Annotated in this window: 15 protein-coding genes and 1 pseudogene; 3 read left to right on the top strand and 13 right to left on the bottom strand. The window is 73.8% G+C overall.

Annotated elements, in window-relative coordinates; all coding sequences use genetic code 11:
- The first annotated feature begins 34 nt into the window (after window positions 1-34).
- Entirely contained in the window at window positions 35-1,291 is a 1,257-nt protein-coding gene (locus ACIOGZ_RS01655) for an XdhC family protein (protein WP_400843593.1), read from the top strand.
- A gap of 9 nt (window positions 1,292-1,300) precedes the next feature.
- On the opposite strand, the gene ACIOGZ_RS01650 is transcribed toward ACIOGZ_RS01655, so the two are convergent.
- The 13 genes and pseudogenes from ACIOGZ_RS01650 to ACIOGZ_RS01590 all read right to left on the bottom strand — a co-directional run bounded on the left by ACIOGZ_RS01650 (window position 1,301) and on the right by ACIOGZ_RS01590 (window position 16,490).
- Complete coding sequence (locus ACIOGZ_RS01650) at window positions 1,301-1,921, bottom strand: LysE family translocator (protein WP_400984388.1); 621 nt, start codon at window positions 1,919-1,921, stop codon at window positions 1,301-1,303.
- 34 nt (window positions 1,922-1,955) lie between these two features.
- Window positions 1,956-2,294 carry a PIN domain nuclease gene (locus ACIOGZ_RS01645; protein WP_400805024.1) on the bottom strand — a complete coding sequence of 113 codons (339 nt, stop codon included), beginning with the start codon at window positions 2,292-2,294 and terminating at the stop codon, window positions 1,956-1,958.
- Between the two features lie 74 nt (window positions 2,295-2,368).
- Window positions 2,369-4,207 (bottom strand): SDR family oxidoreductase, encoded by a 1,839-nt coding sequence (locus tag ACIOGZ_RS01640; RefSeq protein WP_400984385.1) that lies wholly within the window; start codon window positions 4,205-4,207, stop codon window positions 2,369-2,371.
- Complete coding sequence (locus tag ACIOGZ_RS01635; RefSeq protein ID WP_400805020.1) at window positions 4,204-5,067, bottom strand: M24 family metallopeptidase; 864 nt, start codon at window positions 5,065-5,067, stop codon at window positions 4,204-4,206. The genes ACIOGZ_RS01640 and ACIOGZ_RS01635 overlap by 4 nt, the downstream gene beginning before the upstream one ends.
- Before the next feature lie 27 nt (window positions 5,068-5,094).
- Window positions 5,095-6,180, bottom strand: coding sequence for a PDR/VanB family oxidoreductase (locus tag ACIOGZ_RS01630; RefSeq protein ID WP_363579241.1), 1,086 nt, complete (start codon window positions 6,178-6,180; stop codon window positions 5,095-5,097).
- 116 nt (window positions 6,181-6,296) lie between these two features.
- Window positions 6,297-7,229 carry a metal-dependent hydrolase gene (locus ACIOGZ_RS01625; protein WP_363579243.1) on the bottom strand — a complete coding sequence of 311 codons (933 nt, stop codon included), beginning with the start codon at window positions 7,227-7,229 and terminating at the stop codon, window positions 6,297-6,299.
- Window positions 7,230-7,495: 266 nt separating this feature from the next.
- Window positions 7,496-8,275 (bottom strand): IclR family transcriptional regulator, encoded by a 780-nt coding sequence (locus tag ACIOGZ_RS01620; protein WP_063350013.1) that lies wholly within the window; start codon window positions 8,273-8,275, stop codon window positions 7,496-7,498.
- A gap of 326 nt (window positions 8,276-8,601) precedes the next feature.
- Window positions 8,602-10,062, bottom strand: a complete 1,461-nt coding sequence (locus ACIOGZ_RS01615) for a catalase (protein WP_363579244.1) — start codon at window positions 10,060-10,062, stop codon at window positions 8,602-8,604.
- 101 nt (window positions 10,063-10,163) lie between these two features.
- Window positions 10,164-11,423, bottom strand: coding sequence for an allantoicase (gene alc, locus ACIOGZ_RS01610; RefSeq protein ID WP_363579246.1), 1,260 nt, complete (start codon window positions 11,421-11,423; stop codon window positions 10,164-10,166).
- Between the two features lie 9 nt (window positions 11,424-11,432).
- Entirely contained in the window at window positions 11,433-12,836 is a 1,404-nt protein-coding gene (allB, locus tag ACIOGZ_RS01605) for an allantoinase AllB (protein WP_363579247.1), read from the bottom strand.
- A 221-nt stretch (window positions 12,837-13,057) separates the two neighbouring features.
- A complete protein-coding gene (locus tag ACIOGZ_RS01600) occupies window positions 13,058-14,200 on the bottom strand; it encodes a glycerate kinase (RefSeq protein WP_363579249.1) in 1,143 nt (380 codons plus the stop codon).
- A 424-nt stretch (window positions 14,201-14,624) separates the two neighbouring features.
- Window positions 14,625-15,515, bottom strand: a pseudogene (locus ACIOGZ_RS01595) (2-hydroxy-3-oxopropionate reductase); the annotation flags it as partial.
- Between the two features lie 129 nt (window positions 15,516-15,644).
- On the bottom strand, window positions 15,645-16,490 hold the full coding sequence (locus ACIOGZ_RS01590; RefSeq protein WP_363579252.1) for a TIM barrel protein: 846 nt from the start codon (window positions 16,488-16,490) through the stop codon (window positions 15,645-15,647).
- A gap of 224 nt (window positions 16,491-16,714) precedes the next feature.
- On the opposite strand from ACIOGZ_RS01590, the gene ACIOGZ_RS01585 reads away from it, so the two are divergent.
- Window positions 16,715-16,960 (top strand): thiamine-binding protein, encoded by a 246-nt coding sequence (locus ACIOGZ_RS01585; RefSeq protein WP_079136014.1) that lies wholly within the window; start codon window positions 16,715-16,717, stop codon window positions 16,958-16,960.
- Window positions 16,957-17,337, top strand: a complete 381-nt coding sequence (locus tag ACIOGZ_RS01580; protein ID WP_363630691.1) for a helix-turn-helix domain-containing protein — start codon at window positions 16,957-16,959, stop codon at window positions 17,335-17,337. Before ACIOGZ_RS01585 ends, ACIOGZ_RS01580 begins: the two co-directional genes overlap by 4 nt.
- The last annotated feature ends 40 nt before the right edge of the window (window positions 17,338-17,377 follow it).

Genomic DNA, 17,377 nt, shown 5'->3' with positions numbered 1-17,377 from the left:
CGTCTACCCTCGCTTGTGTAAGGAGCTCCCCGACATGCAGGACATCGCCGAGCAGTTGCAGGCCTGGCACGCGGCCGGGCGCTCCTTCGCCGTGGCCACCGTCGTCGGCGTCTCCGGCAGCGCGCCCCGCGACCCGGGGGCGGCCCTGGCCGTCGACGCGGCCGGCGAGGCGATCGGCAGCGTCTCCGGGGGCTGCGTCGAGGGCGCGGTCTACGAGCTGTGCCAGGCTGCCATCGAGTCCGGCGAACCCGTGCTGGAACGGTTCGGCTACAGCGACGAGGACGCCTTCGCCGTCGGCCTGACCTGCGGCGGCGTCCTCGACGTGTTCGTCCAGCCGATCCGGCCCGGGGCCGACGACGGACTCGACGCCGGCATCGCCTACATCGCCTCCGGCACCCCGGTCGCGCTCGCCCGGGTGATCGCCGGGCCCGGCGGGCTCGTCGGCGCCACCGTCGCCGTCACCGCCGACACCCACCACGGTGCCCTCTCCCCCGCCCTCCCCCCCGCCCCCTCGAAGGCCCAGCCGTCGCCCGCCACCACCCTTCCGGCGACGCGCCCCCCGCGACACCTCCTGACCGCGCTGGAACGGGCGGTCGTCACCGAGGCCCGGGCCATGCTCGACGCCGGACGCACCGGCCGGATCGTGCTCGGCCTCGACGGACGCCCCTGCGACGACCGCGACCAGGGCACCGTCACCTGCTTCGTCGAGTCCTACGTGCCCGCACCGCGGATGCTCGTCTTCGGCGCCATCGACTTCGCCGCCGCCGTCGTCCGGATCGGCCGCTTCCTCGGCTACCGCGTCACCGTCTGCGACGCCCGGCCCGTCTTCGCCACGAAGCGGCGCTTCCCCGAGGCCGACGAGGTCGTCGTCGACTGGCCGCACCGCTACCTCGACTCCCAGCTCGACCGGATCGACGGGCGCACCGTGCTCTGCGTGCTCACCCACGACGCCAAGTTCGACATCCCGCTGCTGGAACGCGCACTGCGGCTGCCGGTCGGCTACGTCGGCGCGATGGGCTCGCGCCGCACCCACCGCGACCGCGAGGCGCGGCTGCGCGAGGTCGGGCTCACCGAGGCCGAGATCGGCCGGCTGCGCTCCCCCATCGGCCTCGACCTCGGCGCCCGCACCCCCGAGGAGACGGCGGTCTCCGTCGCCGCCGAGATCATCGCCCACCGGCGCGGCGGCAGCTGCCTGCCGCTCAACACCGGGGACGGCCCGATCCACCACGAGGCACCGGCCACCCCCGAGGAGCCCCGGGCACGACGCACGCGACGGACGCACGCCGCCTGAGGCCGGCGGTCAGTCGCTCAGCGCCAGCTTCACGCCGAAGCCCACCACCACCGCGCCGGTCACCCTGTCCATCAGCCTCCGGGCGGCCGGGCGGCGCAGCCAGCCGCGCAGCGCCCGGGCGAAGCCGACCAGGACGGTCGACCACAGCACGCCCTCCACCACGTGGACGCAGGTGAGCGCCACCCCGGCGGCGAAGTGCGGGGCCCCGGTGGGGATGAACTGCGGCAGCACGGCCACGTAGAACACCCCGACCTTGGGGTTCAGCAGATTGGTCAGCGTGCCGCGCCGCCAGCCGTACCCGAAGCCGCCCTCGGCCGGCTCCTCCTCGACCGCCGCCTCCCCGCCCCGGCTGCGCAGCATGCCGACGCCCATCCACACCAGGTACGCGGCCCCGCCCCAGCGCAGCACCTCGTACGCCACCTGCGAGGCGGTCAGCAGCGCCGTCACCCCGGCCGAGGTCAGCGTCCCCCAGACCAGCGTCCCGGTCTGGATCCCCAGCACCACCCCCCACGCCTGGCGCCGCCGCCCGAGCGCGGACGTGCGCAGCACCAGCGCGGTGTCGAGCCCGGGTGTGAGCGTGAGCAACCCCACGACGAGGGCGAAGGACCACAGAGCCGTTGTCATCTCCATGGGCCTCGATGCTCTCACAGGCCCGATGGGGCCCTCAGTCCGCCGTCCCCGGCTGGACGACCCACTCGGTCGGCTGGCCGGTGACGGCGGCGATCATGTCGTAGTCCCCGTCGTAGTGCAGGACGGTGACGCTGTGGCGCTCGGCGGTGGCGGCGATGACGAGGTCCGCCACGGACAGCACCCGCCAGTTTCCGGCGGCGGTGAGGAGTGCCTGCACTTCGATGGCGCGGTCCCACACCTCATCGGGCGTAGTCAGCCAGTCGAAGCCACGCAAGCCCTCCCGGATGCGATCGGCGTCGGCCTTGGACCGGGCGCTGTGCATGATCTCCAGCTCGACGGCTCCACAGAGCGCGAGCCGCCCCTCGTTGAACAACCGGTCGGTCTCGGCCTGAACCGCCGACTTGGAGTATCAAAGGCTGTCCGATATCGCAGACCCGCAGGGGCCGCTCAGGTGACGTTGAGGCGGGCGGCCAGGCGCAGGAGGCCGGGGCTGAGGCGGGAGAGGAAGCGGGCGGCCTTGGCCTCGGGGGTGACGGGGACGACCGGCTTGCCGGTGCGGACGGCGGTGAGGATGGCGGTGGCGACCTTCTCCGGGGGGAAGCCGCGGCGGGCGTAGAGCCTGGCGGCGCGGGCCCGCTTGGCGGCCTGCTGGTCGGCGGTGGTCGCGGAGAAGGTGGAGGTGCGGGTGATGTTGGTGTTGACGATGCCCGGGCAGATGGTGGAGACGCCGATGCCGTGCCCGGCGAGTTCGGCGCGCAGGCAGTCCGAGAGCATGAACACCGCGGCCTTGCTGGTCGCGTACGCGGTGAGCGCCTTGGACGGCAGGTAGGCGGCGGCCGAGGAGACGTTGACCAGGTGACCGCCCTGGCCGCGGTCGGCCATCAGCGTGCCGAAGGCGCGGCAGCCGTGGATGACGCCCCAGAGGTTGACGTCCAGGACGCGCTGCCACTCCTTCTCGGTGGTCTGCAGGAACGTCCCGGAGTGGCCGATGCCGGCGTTGTTGACCACCACGTCGGGCACCCCGTGCTCCTCCGCGACCGCCTGTGCGAAGGCGTCCACCGCCGCGCCGTCGGCGACGTCCACCCGGTAGGCGTGCGCCTGCGGGCCGATCAGCGAGGCGAGTTCGGCGGTGCGCTCGGCGGCGGCGAGGTCGAGGTCGCAGACCACGACGCGGGCGCCGTCCTCGGCGAAGGCGAGCGCGGTGGCCCGGCCGATGCCGCTGCCGCCGCCGGTGACGACGACCAGCCGGCCGTCGCCCTGCTCCCGGGTCGGCTCGGCGCTTCCGCGTTCGATGCGGGTGGTGAACTCGCGGACCATCTCGGCCACGGTGGCTCCCTTCTCCAGCAGCGCCGACCAGTGGCCGGCGTGCAGCGTCCGTCGGGTCAGCTCGGGCACCCAGCGTTCCAGCCCCTCGGAGAGGAACGGGGCGACGTAGCGGTCCCGGGTGAGGGTGATCAGCTGGACCGGCACCTGCGTCGGCCGCTCGCGCGGACTGCGCAGCGTGGGGCGGAAGTTGGCCCGGTACAGCTCGATGCCGCGGACGGCATCGCGGCGCAGGCCGGGCTGCGGGTGGTCGGGCCGCGGGGTGACCTGCTCCAGGTCGCGCAGCACCCGCGGCCAGGCCCGGGCCAGGCCCAGGCGCCACACGCCGGGGGCGAGGAAGGGCAGGTGGAAGGCGGTGATGTACCAGGAGTGCAGGCCCTGGTGGAGGAGTTGGCGCAGGTGGCGCGGGGTGGGCCGGCGCATCCGGTGGCGCAGCCAGTACCCCATGTGGTCCAGGCAGGGGCCGGACATGGTGGTGTACGAGGCGATCCGCCGCTCGGAGCCGGGCGCGGTGACGGCCTCCCAGGACTGCAGCGAGCCCCAGTCGTGGGCGACCACGTGCACCGGGCGGTCGGGGCTGACGGCGTCGGCGACCGCGAACAGGTCGGCGGCCAGGCGCTCCAGCCGGTAGCCGTCCCGGGTGGCGGGCACTCCGGACCGGCCGGCGCCGCGCACGTCGTAGCGGACCACGTGGTGGTCGCGGGCGAGGTCGGCGGCGACGTCGTCCCAGACCGCGTGGGTGTCCGGGTAGCCGTGCACCAGGAGGACGGTGGGTGCGGCCGGGTCGCCCTGTTCGAAGACGGCGAGCGGGAGGCCGTCGGAGTGCACGGTGCGGCGGCGCACGGGCGGGGCGGCCAGCGCCTTCGGGGCAGCTGCGGCGTCCGGGGCCTGCGAGGCAGCCGGGGCGTCCGGGGCGTCCGGGGCGTCCGGGGCGTCCGGGGCGTCTGCGGCGGGGGTGGTCATCGGGCGGCCTCCAGGGCAACGTCGTGGGCGGCGCCCGCCGTCCAGCGGCGGACGTGCGGCAGGTCGTCGTCGAGCCAGTGGGCGTCGTCCTCGGTGACCACCAGCAGTTCCTCGAACTTGATGCCCACGCCGCGGAAGCCGATGTGCGGCTCGACCGCCCACAGGCCCGGGGTGGGCACGTGCCGGGACGACCGGCCGTCCGCCCAGAGCGGTGAACGGCCGTGCAGGCGCTCGGAGATCAGTTCGCGCCCGAGGGTCTGCAGGGTGCGCACGCCGAAGCCGAAGACGTTGACCCCGGCCGGGCCGCGCACGGTGGTGCGGGTGACCTGATGGCCGATCACCCGGCCCGGGTAGACCTGGTGGCGGTTGTCGTAGCCGTGCGCGGCGATCTGCGCGTCCACGGCCGCGTACACCTCGTTGAGCGGACGGCGGGCGCGCACCTCGGCGAGGATCAGCTCGCGGTACACCTGGAGGTCGGCGGCCAGGCGGTCCCAGACCCGGTTCTCGCCGACCTTGCCGCCGTAGCCGATGTCGGCGGTGTATCCGTCGACGATGGGCGCGCAGTCCAGGACGTACGGCATGCCCTCCTCCAGGCGGCGGTTGCCGGCGAAGAACTGGAGCGGGGTGTGGAAGTGCCGGAAGGCCGTGCGGTCGCCGAACCAGGCGAACGGGACGTGGAAGAAGTCCTGCACCCCGGCGGCGACCAGGCGGCGGCGCAGCTCGGCCGTGGCCTGGCGCTCGGTGACGCCCGGTTCGATCCAGGCGGCGACCTGTTCGGCGCAGTGGTAGGCGAGTTGCTGGGTCTCGCGGAAGCGGGCGAGGTCGCGCTCGTCGTAGGGGAAGGTCGGGGGGTTCGCCATCGGGGCTCCTTCTACAGGTCGAGCACGCTACAGGTCGAGCACCAGGGTCTCGCCCTCGGCGGCCCGGGAGACGCAGGGCAGCACGGCGCCGGCGGCACGCTGCTCGGGGGTGAGCCGGCGGTCCCGGTGCTCGGGCGTGCCGGCCAGCAGGCGGACCTCGCAGGTGCCGCAGAAACCCTGGTGGCAGGAGTACGGGAGGTCGGGACGGGCTTCGCGCAACACGTCCAGGGCGGAGCGGTCGGCGGGGACGTCCAGCGCCGGGCCGTCGGCGCCCAGGCGCAGGGCGAAGGGCGCGCCACCGATGATCGGGGCGGCGCCGAAGCGCTCGAAGTGCAGCGCGGTGGAGGGGGATTCGCCCAGGGAGCGCTGCACGGCGGTGAGCATCGGGGCCGGGCCGCAGCAGTAGACGGCGGCGCCGCGCGGGGCGTGCGCGAGCAGGTCGGCGCCGGTCGGCACGCCGTGCTCGTCGTCGGTGCGCAGCACCACCCGGCTCGGGTCCAGGGCGCGCAGCTCGTCCGCGTACGGGAGGGTGTCGGCGCTGCGGCCGACGTGCACCAGGCGCCAGTCCAGGCCGTGCCGCTGCGCCTCGCGGGCCATCGGGAGCAGTGGGGTGATGCCGATGCCGCCGGCGAGCAGCAGGACGGCGGGCTCGGCGCAGAAGGCGAAGCCGTTGCGCGGGCGGCGGGCGGTGAGGCGGCTGCCGGGGTGCAGGGTGTCGTGGATCTCGACGGAGCCGCCGCCGCCCTCGGGCAGTCGCCGAATGGCGATCCGGTAGGCGGCGCGGTCGACGGGGTCGCCGCAGAGCGAGTAGTGGCGTTCGCGGCCGGAGGGCAGGGCGAGGCGCAGGTGGGCGCCGGGCTGCCAGCCGGGGAGCGGGCCGCCGGAGGGGTCGGCGAGCCGCAATTCGACGACGTCGGGGGTGAGTTGGAGGCGGGCGGCGACGACCAGCTGGAGCGGCGGGGTGGGGCGGCTGAGCGGGCGGCGGGGGTTGCGGCGCAGCAGGGGGCTGCCGAGGGCCGGGGTGTAGCGGTCGCCGAAGGCGGTGAGCCGGCGCATGAACGCGTCGGCGCGGGGGCGGCCGTAGAGGTCGGGGGGCGGGTTGAGCAGGTCCATCCGGCGGTCCTTGGCGTCTGGGAGGGGGCGCGAGCGACAGGTGACAAGTTTCGGATTTCAAAGTTCAGATAACAGATAACAGATAACGTCTTCTGTTATCTGTTATCTGAACTCCGTTACTTGACCCCTTGCCAGTGGCCCACTGCTGCCGCGCGGGCGGCCGGGGAGGCGGCGAGGTAGCCGAGGGCCTGACTGGAGGAGCCCTCCTGGGTGGGGTGGTAGCCGGGCCGCAGGTAGCGTAGGCCGGAGCGGATCGACCGGACCGGGTCGGGCAGCAGTCCGCGCCTGGCGATCCTGCCGGCCTCGCGCCAGGTGGGCTTGAGCCGTCCGTCGAGGGTGGGGTCGGCGGCGAGCAGGAAGCGGGCGCCGCGCACCCAGAGGTGGACCAGCAGCGGCCCGGAGACCGCCATGCCGCGGACCCGGCGCAGGTAGCCGGGGTCGAGGTGGACCATCAGGTCGAAGGCGACGCTGCGGTGTTCGACCTCCTCGGCGCCGTGCCAGCGCAGCAGGTCGAGCATCGTCGGGTCGGCCTTGGCGCGGTCCAGGCCCGGGGAGTTGAGCGCCCAGTTGCCGAGGAAGGCGGTGAAGTGCTCGATCGCCGCCACGAAGGCGACCCGCTCGATGATGTTCTCGCGTCGCCGCGCGGGGCTGAGCCCGGGCTTGTCGCCGAGGACGCGCTGGAACAGCCAGGCAATCTGCCGGACGTACGGACGCGGGTCGAGCCCCTGGCCGAGCAGGTGGTCGAGGACCTCCTGGTGCGCCTCGGCGTGGATGGCCTCCTGGCCGATGAACCCGAGGACCTCCTCGCGCAGTTGCTCGTCGCGGATGAGCGGCAGCGCCTCCTTGAAGACCTTGACGAACCAGCGCTCGCCCTCGGGCAGCAGCAGGTGCAGCACGTTGATGACGTGGGTGGCCATCGGCTCGTCGGGGATCCAGTGCAGCGGCAGCCGGTCCCAGTCGAAGCGGACGTCCCGGGGTTCGAGGACGAGGCTGTCGTGGACGCGCGCGGCGGGGACGGCAAGGGCGGGTACGGGGGTGGAGCGGGGCACGGCAGGCCCTCCTGACCTCGGGGCGGCGGCTCGACTCAGGGAAACGTACTCGCGGGTAGCGGCTGAGACAAGGGGTTCGGCGACTCTTATCGACATCGAGTCTAATAAGTGACACCCTCCGGGACCGTCACCGGAAACACTTGCGAACGGACGCGCCCGTGAACGAACACGCCCGCGAACCGATGCGAGCCGACACGCCCACGAACAAACAGGCGAGCCCCGCCGGATCACTCGGATCCGGCGGGGCCCACGGGAACGACCGGCCGTCAGACCGCCATCGCCAGCATCAGCGGCGCCGCCCGGGCCGCCAGCAGCTCGGCGGCGGCCTTCAGCTTGTGCACGTTGTCCACCGGCATCGACGTGGCCAGGCAGCCGACCGTGCTGCCCGCCGTGATCGGGACGGCCGCGCACACCGTGCCGAGCGCGTACTCCTGGATGTCCAGAACCGGCACGGTGGCCGGCTGCCGCTCCAGCCGGTGCATCAGCTGGTCGGCGTCGGTGACGGTCCGGGAGGTGAGCCGGGCCACCGGGTGGCGGGAGAGGTGGTCCCAGCGGGCGTCCGCGTCGAGCTGGCCGAGCAGGCACTTGCCGATCGCGCTGGCGTGCGCGGTGGCCCGGAAGTCCACCCACTCCTGCACGGCCGGCGCGTACTCGGCCGCGGACACCGCCTCCACCGACAACTCGCCGTCGTGGTAGCGGGTGAAGTACACTGCCGCGCCCAACTCGTCCCGCAGCTCGGCGAGTTTGCGGTTCAGCCGGGCCTTCACCAGCTGCTCCCGGTTGTGCTGGCCGAGCAGGGCGAAGGTGCCGCCGAGCACCCAACCGCCGTCCTGGCACTGGAGGTAGCCCTCGATCTCAAGGATCTCGGCGAGCTGCCGGACGGTCGGCAGGCCGAGCGAGGTCTCCCGCGCGAGGGCGACCAGGGTGGCGCCGTCAGGGTGCCGGTCGACGGCCTCCAGCAGTCTGAGGGCGTGCTGCAGGGAGGTGAACGGGCCGGCGAGGCCCTGGTCCAGCGCGGCGTGGCGACCCGGGGCTGGTGTCGACATGTCGTCCCCTTCCGATGTCCCCCCACGGAGCGACCGCGGGCGCCTTCCAGCCTATCGACCCGGCGGGCCCGGCGACTGCCGTCCGTGAATATCCGTGAACATTCCGTGGAGCACCCACCGATCGCCTGGAGGAACGGTAGTGGAGGACAACGCGACGGTCCCCTCCCCCACTGCCCCGGGGGGAGGGGACCGTCCCGCGGCCGCCGGGTTGCGGGGCCCCGGCGGCCGGTGAGGGCGGGTCAGTCGGTCAGCGGGGCGTCACGCGCGGCGCGCCACGGCGGGGTGGCTCGGCCCTCGTTGCGCGTGGCGCGTCATGGCGGAGCGACTCAGCCCTCGTCGCCCGCCCGCAGCTTGGCGACGGCCGCCTCAAGGCGGGCGCCGTACTCCTCGTCCGCGGCGTGGAAGTGGGCGAGGTTCTTCTCGACCACGTCGTCGCGGCTCACCTGGGCGAGGAAGCCCGCGATGTTGTCGATCAGCCGGGTCTTCTCGCCCGCGGACATCAGCCGGTACAGCTCGCCTGCCTGGAAGAAGTCGTCGTCCTTGGTGTGGGCCGGCGTGGTGTAGGTGCCGGTGTAGCCGTCCAGCCGGACCGGCGCGGCGAGCGCGGTGTCGGTCTGGGCGGGGCCGTCGTACGAGTTGGGCTCGTAGTTCTTGCCGCGGCCGGACTTGTTGACGGCGTGGAGGCCGTCGCGGCCGTAGTTGTCCGCCTCGGTGGCGCGCGGGGCGTTCACCGGCAGCTGGGTGTGGTTGACGCCGAGGCGGTAGCGCTGGGCGTCGGCGTAGGCGAACAGGCGGCCCTGGAGCATCTTGTCCGGGGAGGGGCCGATGCCGGGCACGAAGTTGTTCGGCGAGAACGCGGACTGCTCGACGTCGGCGAAGACGTTCTCCGGGTTCCTGTTGAGCACCAGGCGGCCGACCTTGACCAGCGGGTAGTCGGCGTGCGGCCACACCTTGGTGAGGTCGAACGGGTTGAAGCGGTAGTCCACGGCCTCGGCCACCGGCATCAGCTGGACGTAGAGGGTCCAGGACGGGAACACGCCGCGCTCGATGGCCTGGTGCAGGTCGCGCTGGTGCGAGTCGGCGTCGGCGCCGAGCACCTCGGCGGACTGGTCACCGTCCAGCGAGCGGATGCCCTGGTTGGTCTTGAAGTGGTACTTGACCCAGTAGGCGTCGCCGTCGGCGCTGACCCACTGGTAGGTGTGCGAGCCGTAGCCGTTCATGTGGCGGTAGGAGGCCGGGATGCCGCGGTCGCCGAACAGCCAGGTGATCTGGTGGGTCGAGGCGGGCGAGTGGGCCCAGAAGTCCCAGACGTTGTCCGCCTCCTGCACGCCGGTGTACGGGTCGCGCTTCTGCGAGTGGATGAAGTCGGGGAACTTGAGCGGGTCCTTGATGAAGAACACCGGGGTGTTGTTGCCGACCAGGTCGTAATTGCCCTGCCCGGTGTAGAACTTCAGCGCGAAGCCGCGCGGGTCGCGCACCGCGTCGCTGGAGCCCAGGTTGCCGGCCACGGTGGAGAACCGCAGGAAGACCTCGGTGCGCTTGCCGACCTCGGCGAGGAAGTCCGCGCGGGTGTACTGCGACACCTCGTCGGTGACCTCGAAGTAGCCGTACGCGCCGGAGCCGCGGGCGTGCACGACGCGCTCCGGGATGCGCTCGCGGTTGAAGCGGGCCAGCTTCTCCAGCAGCTGCTGGTCCTGGATCAGCAGCGGGCCGTACTCGCCGGCCGAGGCCGAGTTCTGGTTGTCGGCGACCGGGGCGCCGGACTCCGTGGTCAGGATCTTGGACATGGAGGGTCCTTCAGGTGTCGATAAAAGCGTTGCGTGGAGAGTGATGTGACGTGGCATCAGTTCTCGGCGGGCGCGGGCTCCGCCGAATCACCGAACGGGCGTCAGACGCCCAGCAGGCGCCGGACCGCCGAGCGGCGGCGGGAGGAGTGCTCGCCGTCGGGGCCGTCGGCGGGCCGGAGCGCGGCGACGGCGCCGGCGGCCGCGGCCTGGTCCGCCAGCGGGCGGGCGGCGGTCAGCGCGGCGGCCTCGTCGGCGGTCAGGCCGGCCTCGGTGAGGGCCGCGGCGGCCTCGGCGGCCGGGACGGCGTTGAACCAACGCAGCGCGAGGGCCGCGCGGCCCGCCTCGGTGAGGCGGCCGGTGAGCCGGAGGCGGGCGAGGCCGCCGTCCGGGTGGACGTTGATGCGCACGTGGGTCACCGGGCGGCCCGCGTCGAGCCGGAAGCGGTGCCGGGTGTCGGGCTGCAGGCGGGTGCGGGGCAGGATCTCGAACCACTCGCCGTCGGCCGGGTCCGCCCCGGTCGAGGCGTCGAAGCCGACGAGGTCGGCCCAGCCGGGGGCATTGGCGACGAAGTGGGTGGTGTCCACCTCGGCGGCCAGGGCCTCACCGCCCCCGGCCAGGGCGATCTGCACCCAGTCGTTGGCCTTGTCGCGCCGACGCCGGGTCTCCCAGCCCTCGCCCATGACGGAGGCGCGACCGGGAGCGTTCAGGTTGTGCGGGGAGGAGAAATAGCGGTCGGACGCCGCCTCGGCCACGCCGCCGTACTCCTGGGCGGCCAGGTCGAAGGTGAGGCCGTCCAGTTCGCGCGGGTCGGGCAGCACCTCGCCGTGGACGCGCAGCCGGGCGACGCCGCCGTCCGGGAAGATGTTGAGGCGGATGTGGGTGTAGCGGTTGGCGTCGTCGACGGCGAACTCGTGGGCGGTGTCGCCCTGGAGCGGGGTGCGCGGCACCAGCGTGGTCCACTCGGCGTCCGCCACTTCCTCGGGCGAGGGGTGGCCGGGCACGGAGGCGGCCTCGACGGAGGCGCTCTCCGGGTAGTTGCCGGTGAAGTGGGCGGTGTCCACCACCAGGCCGCGGACCACACCGGCGGCACCGAGCCGGACGATCGCCCAGTCGTGGTCCTGGTCGGTGGGGTGGGGCTGGTCGGCGGAGACGCCGCGGCGGCGCTTGGACTCCCAGCCGTCCATGATCTGGCCCTTGTGGCCGAAGGTGTGCGGGCGGAACTCGGCGGGCTTGGCGACCAGGAGGTTCTCGGCGTCGGCGAAGGTGTCCTCGTTGGTGGCGACGACGCCCGCGCCGAGCAGCCGCGAGGCCAGGTTGACCAGCTCGGTGAAGGGAGCGCTCGGGGTGTCGGCAGTGGTCACGAAGTCTCCTCAGGACGGGCGATCGGACGGGGTGGTGGGGGCGGCGGCGGGCCGGGTAAGCCGGCGGCCGAAGGGCTCGGCCGAGACGTCCACCGCGCGGCCGCGCAGCCAGGTGGTGCGGACCGCGCCGGTCAGCGTCCGGCCCGCGTACGGGGTCACGGGGTTGCGGTGGTGCAACTCGCGGGGGTGGACGGCGAATTCGCCGTCGGGGTCGAAGGCGACCAGGTCGGCGTCGCAGCCCGCCGCGATGGCGCCCTTGACCCCGGTGAGGCCGACGAGTTCGGCCGGTCCGGCGGACATCCAGCGGACCACGTCGGCGAGGCCGTGGCCGCGGCGGCGGGCTTCGGTCCAGATCGCCGGCAGGCCCAGCTGCAGGGAGGCGATGCCGCCCCAGGCGGCCGCGAAGTCACCGCTGCCGCCGTACTCGGGCAGCAGCTTGAGGTCGGGGGTGGAGGGCGAGTGGTCGGAGACCACGGCGATGAACTCGCCGTCCGCCAGGGCCTGCCAGAGCAGGTCGCGGTTGGTCTCGTCGCGGATCGGCGGGCAGCACTTGAAGGCGGTGCCGCCGTCCGGCACCTGCTCGGCCGCCAGGGTCAGGTAGTGCGGGCAGGTCTCGGCGGTGACCTGGACGCCGTCCTCGCGGGCCTGGCGCAGCAGCGGCAGCACGGCGGCGGAGGAGACGTGCAGGATGTGGACGCGGGCGCCGGTGCGCCGGGCGGTGTCGAGCAGGACGGCGACGGCGACGGTCTCCGCGTCGGCGGGGCGGGAGGCGAGGAAGTCGCGGTAGTGGACGCCGGGTTGCTGCGGGGCGGCGGCCAGCACGGCCGGGTCCTCGGCGTGGATGATCGCCAGCGCCCCGAGCCGGGCCTGCTCGGCCAGCGCGGCCTCCAGGTCCGCGGCCTCGACGTGCGGGAACTCGTCGACGCCGGAGGGGGCGAGGAAGCTCTTGAAGCCGAACACGCCGGCCTCGTGCAGCGGCGCGAGGTCCGGGACGTTGCCGGGGACGGCGCCGCCCCAGAAACCGAGGTCGACCCAGGCCTGGCCGTCCGCGGTCTTCCGCTTGGCGGCCAGGCCCTCCAGCGTGGTGGTGGGCGGGACGGAGTTGAGCGGCATGTCGATGATCGTGGTGACGCCGCCGGCCGCGGCGGCCCGGGTGGCGGTGGCGAAGCCCTCCCACTCGGTGCGGCCGGGCTCGTTGACGTGCACGTGGGTGTCGACCAGGCCGGGCAGCAGGGCGGTTTCGCCGAGGTCGGCGAGGCCGCCGTCGCCGTCGGGCCGGTCGCCCGCGAGGAGCGAGCCGTACGCGGCGACCTGCTCGATCTTCCCGTCCCGGATCAGCACGTCGGCGGGGCGCTCACCGTCGGGCAGGACCACCCGTCGGGAGCGGATCACCGCTGGCTGGCTGAAAGGCATGGGAGACCTCCGAAACCTGGAAGTTGGGGGTGGGCGCCGGGCAGGGACCGGGAGGGGAACCGGGCGGGAACCGGGCGGGGAAGCGGGCGGGAACCGGGCGGGGAAGCGAAGGATTGCCGGGAGCCTAGGCCCGCCTTCAACAAAACGTCAATGGAGGAACGTGCGAGGGAAACGCACGGGGGATCCGCGCGCCCCGTCGGCACGGGGGATCGGCCCGAAGATCAGCCGGACAGCAGCTCGCCCGCCAGCCGCTCCCCCGCGACCTCGGCCAGCTCGCCGGCCTTGGTCATGCTGTCCCCCGGCTGCTCCGCGAGGTCGGTGAGGGCGATCGCGGCGGCGAACCCGGCGGCCCGCCACTCGGGCTCGGACAGCTCCAGCCGCCCCGCCACGGCGGCCACCCGAACCCCCGCCCGGGTGGCCGCCGAGGCAACGCCGGCGGGGGCCTTGCCGTGGAGCGTCTGCGCGTCCAGACAGCCCTCACCGGTCACGACGAGGCGTGCCCCACGCACGGCCTCGTCGAAACCCAGCAGTTCGAGCAGCAGCTCGATACCGGGTCGCATGGTGGCGCCGAGCAACGCGAGGGCGGCGAAGCCCACCCCGCCGGCGGCCCCGGCACCGGGGGCGTCGCGCACGTCCCGTCCGGTGGCCAGGGCGACCTGGTCGGCGAAGCGGGTCAGGCCCTCCTCCAGGATCACCAGGTCGGCGCCGTCGGCGCCCTTCTGCGGGCCGTAGACGGCGGTGGCGCCGCGCGGGCCGAGCAGCGGATTGTCCACGTCGCAGGCCACGACGATCTCGACGCCGGCCAGTACGTCGGTCAGCGGGCCGGGCTCGATCCGGTCGAGCCTGCGCAACGCGGCTCCGCCGGGGGGCAGTTCGGCGCCATCCGCGTCGAGCAGGCGGGCCCCGAGAGCCTGGACCATGCCCGCGCCGCCGTCGGTGCAGGCGCTGCCGCCGAGGCCGAGCACGATCCGCTTGGCGCCGAGCGCCACGGCCCGGCCGATCAGCTGGCCGACGCCGTAGGAGCCGGCCGCGAGCGGGGCGGTGCGTCCGCCGGGGAGCCGGGCGAGACCGGAGGACTGCGCCAGCTCGACCACGGCGGTGTCGCCCCGCACGGCCAGCGCGGCGTCCACCGGCAGGCCGGTCGGGCCGGCCACCTTGGCCGGGACGCGGGTGAAGCCGGCCGCGAGCGCGGCGGCCAGGGTGCCCTCGCCGCCGTCGGCGACGGGCAGTTCGCGCACCTCGACGCCGGGCGCGGCGCGCCGGACGCCGGCGGCGATCCGGGCGGCGACCTCGGCACCCTCCAGGGTGCCCTTGAACTTGTCGGGAGCTACGACCACATGGCCCTGGTGGGGGGTGACGGGCATGGTGCGGTCCTCACTTCCGTACGGGGTCTGGCGATGTTTCGACAGCCTGTGCCAAGCATGGGCCCGGGTGCACCTGGGGTGCGACCCCCCGTCAGGAGAAACGCCCCCGGCCGGGAGATGCGCCTCCCGCCGGGAGGGTGCGACTCCCGCCGGGAGGTGCGACCCCCTCCCCGCCGTTCCCCTCGTCCCGCTTCCGACGTACGAGAGGCTCCCCTCGGCGGGGAGGGGGCCAGGCGAGGCGTACCGGCACGACCGAAGTGCCCCCGACAGGGGAGTACGCATCACCGGCTGGATCGACCGGCGGGCGGGCGGATGAGCCCCGGCCCGCCCGCCGGTCGGGTCTGGCCTCCTGGTGGCGCGGGCACGACCGGATGAGGTACACGCCACCAGGAGGAGTTCACGGGGGCCCGAGGAGCCCCGGGGCCTACTTGACCTCGCGGCCCGAGAGGCGCTCGACGCCGCGCAGCAGCGCCGAGTGGTCGAGCGAGCCGTCGCCGTTGGCGCGGGCGGAGGCGACCAGCTGGGCCACCACGGCGCCGACCGGCAGCGCGGCGCCCACGGCGCGGGCGGCATCGGTGACGATGCCCATGTCCTTGTGGTGCAGGTCGATCCGGAAGCCGGGGGCGAACTCGCGGTCGACCATGTTCGCCTTCTTGCGGTTCAGCACGGTCGAACCGGCCAGGCCGCCGCCGAGCACGTCCAGCGCGGCGGGCAGGTCGACGCCGGCGTTCTCCAGGAACACCACGGCCTCGGCGAGCACCTGGATGTTGACGGCGACGATCAGCTGGTTGGCGGCCTTGACGGTCTGGCCGGCGCCGGACGGCCCGACGTGGATGACCGTGGTGCCCAGGACGTCGAACAGCGGCTTGGCCTCGGCGAAGTCCTCGGCGGCACCACCGACCATGATCGACAGCACCGCCTCGACGGCGCCGGCCTCGCCACCGGAGACCGGGGCGTCCAGGGTGCGCACGCCCTTCTCCTTGGCGGCCGCCTCGACCTTCTGGGAGGTCTGCGGGGTGATCGAGGACATGTCGATCACGAGGGTGCCGGGCCTGGCGTTCTCCAGCACGCCGCCCTCGCCCAGGATGGCCTGCTCGACGTGCGGGTCGGCCGGGACCATGGTGATGACGACCTCGGCGTCCTTCACCGCGTCCGCGATGCTGGTGGCGCCGTGACCGCCGGCCGCGACCAGGGCGTCGATCGGCGGCTGGGTGAGGTTGTAGCCGGTGACGTGGTGGCCGGCCTTGACCAGGTTGGCGGCCATCGGGCTGCCCATGATGCCGAGGCCGATGAAGGCGATCTTGCGGCTCATCGCGTCGTTCCTTACGTCGTTCGTGGGGTGGGGAGGGTGGTGGGCCGGGCTTGCTCGGCGGCGTGCGGCCCGCCTGCTCGGCGGCAGCGCAGGGCCCGCCTGCTCGGCGCCTGCTCGGCGCCTACTCAGCGGCTACTCGGCGGCGCGGTGCTCGCGCGGCAGCCACCCGAAGCTGTCGGCGCTGACGCCGGTGGAGGGGCGGTACTCCAGGCCGATCGGGCCGGTGTAGCCGGCGGCGGTGAGCCGGGCGAAGAGGTCCTCGAAGTCCAGTCCACCGGTGCCGGGCTCGTTGCGGCCCGGGTTGTCGGCGATCTGCACGTGGCCGAACCGGTCGGCGTAGGCGTCGATGACGGCCGGCAGGTCCTCGCCGTTCCTGGCCAGGTGGTACAGGTCGCAGAGGAACTTCGCGTTGCCCAGGCCGGTGGCCGCGTTGACCTTGTCGACCACCTCGACCGCGGCGGCCGCGGAGACCAGCGGGTAGTCCGGGGACTCCGCCGCGTTGAGGGCCTCGATCAGCAGGATCGCGCCGATCTCGTGCGCGGCCCCGGCGGCGAGCACCAGGTTCTCCAGCGCGAGGGCGTCCTGCTCGGCGGCCTCGACGCCTTCGATCCGGTTGCCGTACAGCGCGTTGAGCGCCTTGGCACCGAGCGAGGCGGCGAGCCCCGCGGCGACCGGGACGTTGGCCCGGAAGCGGTCCTGCTCGGAGGGCACCGAGACGGTGCCGCGGGCCCCGAGGGTGAGGTCGTCCAGGAAGTTGAGGCCGGTGAGCCGTACGCCCGCGTCGCCGAAGGCCTTGCGGAGGGTGTCCAGCTCGGCCTCGGACGGGGTGGGCTCGGCGCCGAAGGGCCACCACAGCTCGGCGGCGGTGAAACCGGCGGCCGCGGCCGCGGCGGGACGCTCCAGCAGCGGCAGTTCGCCGAACAGGATCGACAGGTTGACCGTGAAGCTGTGCCGGGAAGCGGCCGTCACGTCACTCACCTCTCACTCTCTTCCGAGATCCGCTACTTCCACGATCCGGAAGAGGGATTCTGCGTGGTGGAAGCATCTCCGGCTCGGCGAGCAGGTGTCAAGACCGCCGCAACGTTTTGTTGAAGAAGTCCGGACGTGAACCCGGAACCCCCTCCCGCCGGCACCGCGGGCGCCGGATCGACCGACCCCCGCCCGCCCGCACCGGCGCTCGCTACAGTGAGCACGTGCGATTGATGGTGGAGTTCACGACAGAACCGTTCGAACTGGACACGTTCCCCGAGCACGCCGCGGCGGCCCGCCAGGTCGTCGACGAGGCCGGCCTGGCCGTCTCGGTCGGCCCCTTCGGGACCGGCGCCGAGGGCGAGGCCGACCAGGTGCTCGCCGCGGTGACCAAGCTGCTCCGGGAAACCCTGACCGCGGGTGCGACCCGGATCTCGGTCCAGGTCAGCGTGCTCGGCGAGGAGGGCGGCACGCCGTGACCGAGCACGCGGAACACCCGCTCGCCCTGGCGATCAAGCCGCTGCTGGACGCCGTCGGCGCGACGCCCGTCCGACTGGACGAGGCGAAGTCCGAGGACGTCGTCCTGGAGTGGGAGGGCACCCCGGCGCTCGCCGTCCGGCTGCCGCACCTGAGCAGCGCCCTGGACCGCCTGCTGGCCGAGATGGCCCGCCAGTTCGACGGCCGCCCGCTGGCCGAGCTGGACCGCGGGGAGAAGCAGCGGGTCGTCGCCCTCCTGGAGGAGCGCGGCGCCTTCACCGTCCGCCACGGGGTCGAGACGGTCGCCTCGGCGCTCGGCGTCAGCCGGTTCACGGTGTACAACTACCTCAACCGCCAGGACGGCTCGAAGCCCTCCTGACCCCGGTCGATCCCCCGGTCGACTCCTCCAGGACCTCCTC

This window comes from Kitasatospora sp. NPDC088160 (genome assembly GCF_044741445.1).
Taxonomy (GTDB): domain Bacteria; phylum Actinomycetota; class Actinomycetes; order Streptomycetales; family Streptomycetaceae; genus Kitasatospora.
The sequence above is the reverse complement of the archived record's forward strand: the minus strand, read 5'-3'. Positions and strand labels throughout refer to the sequence as shown.

What these genes read in the sequence shown, in the direction of transcription:
- ACIOGZ_RS01655 (WP_400843593.1), top strand. Translation starts at nt 35, where the DNA reads ATGCAGGACATCGCCGAGCAGTTGCAGGCCTGGCACGCGGCCGGGCGC.
- ACIOGZ_RS01650 (WP_400984388.1), bottom strand. Translation starts at nt 1,921, where the DNA reads ATGGAGATGACAACGGCTCTGTGGTCCTTCGCCCTCGTCGTGGGGTTG.
- ACIOGZ_RS01640 (WP_400984385.1), bottom strand. Translation starts at nt 4,207, where the DNA reads ATGACCACCCCCGCCGCAGACGCCCCGGACGCCCCGGACGCCCCGGAC.
- ACIOGZ_RS01635 (WP_400805020.1), bottom strand. Translation starts at nt 5,067, where the DNA reads ATGGCGAACCCCCCGACCTTCCCCTACGACGAGCGCGACCTCGCCCGC.
- ACIOGZ_RS01630 (WP_363579241.1), bottom strand. Translation starts at nt 6,180, where the DNA reads ATGGACCTGCTCAACCCGCCCCCCGACCTCTACGGCCGCCCCCGCGCC.
- ACIOGZ_RS01620 (WP_063350013.1), bottom strand. Translation starts at nt 8,275, where the DNA reads ATGTCGACACCAGCCCCGGGTCGCCACGCCGCGCTGGACCAGGGCCTC.
- ACIOGZ_RS01615 (WP_363579244.1), bottom strand. Translation starts at nt 10,062, where the DNA reads ATGTCCAAGATCCTGACCACGGAGTCCGGCGCCCCGGTCGCCGACAAC.
- allB (WP_363579247.1), bottom strand. Translation starts at nt 12,836, where the DNA reads ATGCCTTTCAGCCAGCCAGCGGTGATCCGCTCCCGACGGGTGGTCCTG.
- ACIOGZ_RS01600 (WP_363579249.1), bottom strand. Translation starts at nt 14,200, where the DNA reads ATGCCCGTCACCCCCCACCAGGGCCATGTGGTCGTAGCTCCCGACAAG.
- ACIOGZ_RS01585 (WP_079136014.1), top strand. Translation starts at nt 16,715, where the DNA reads ATGGTGGAGTTCACGACAGAACCGTTCGAACTGGACACGTTCCCCGAG.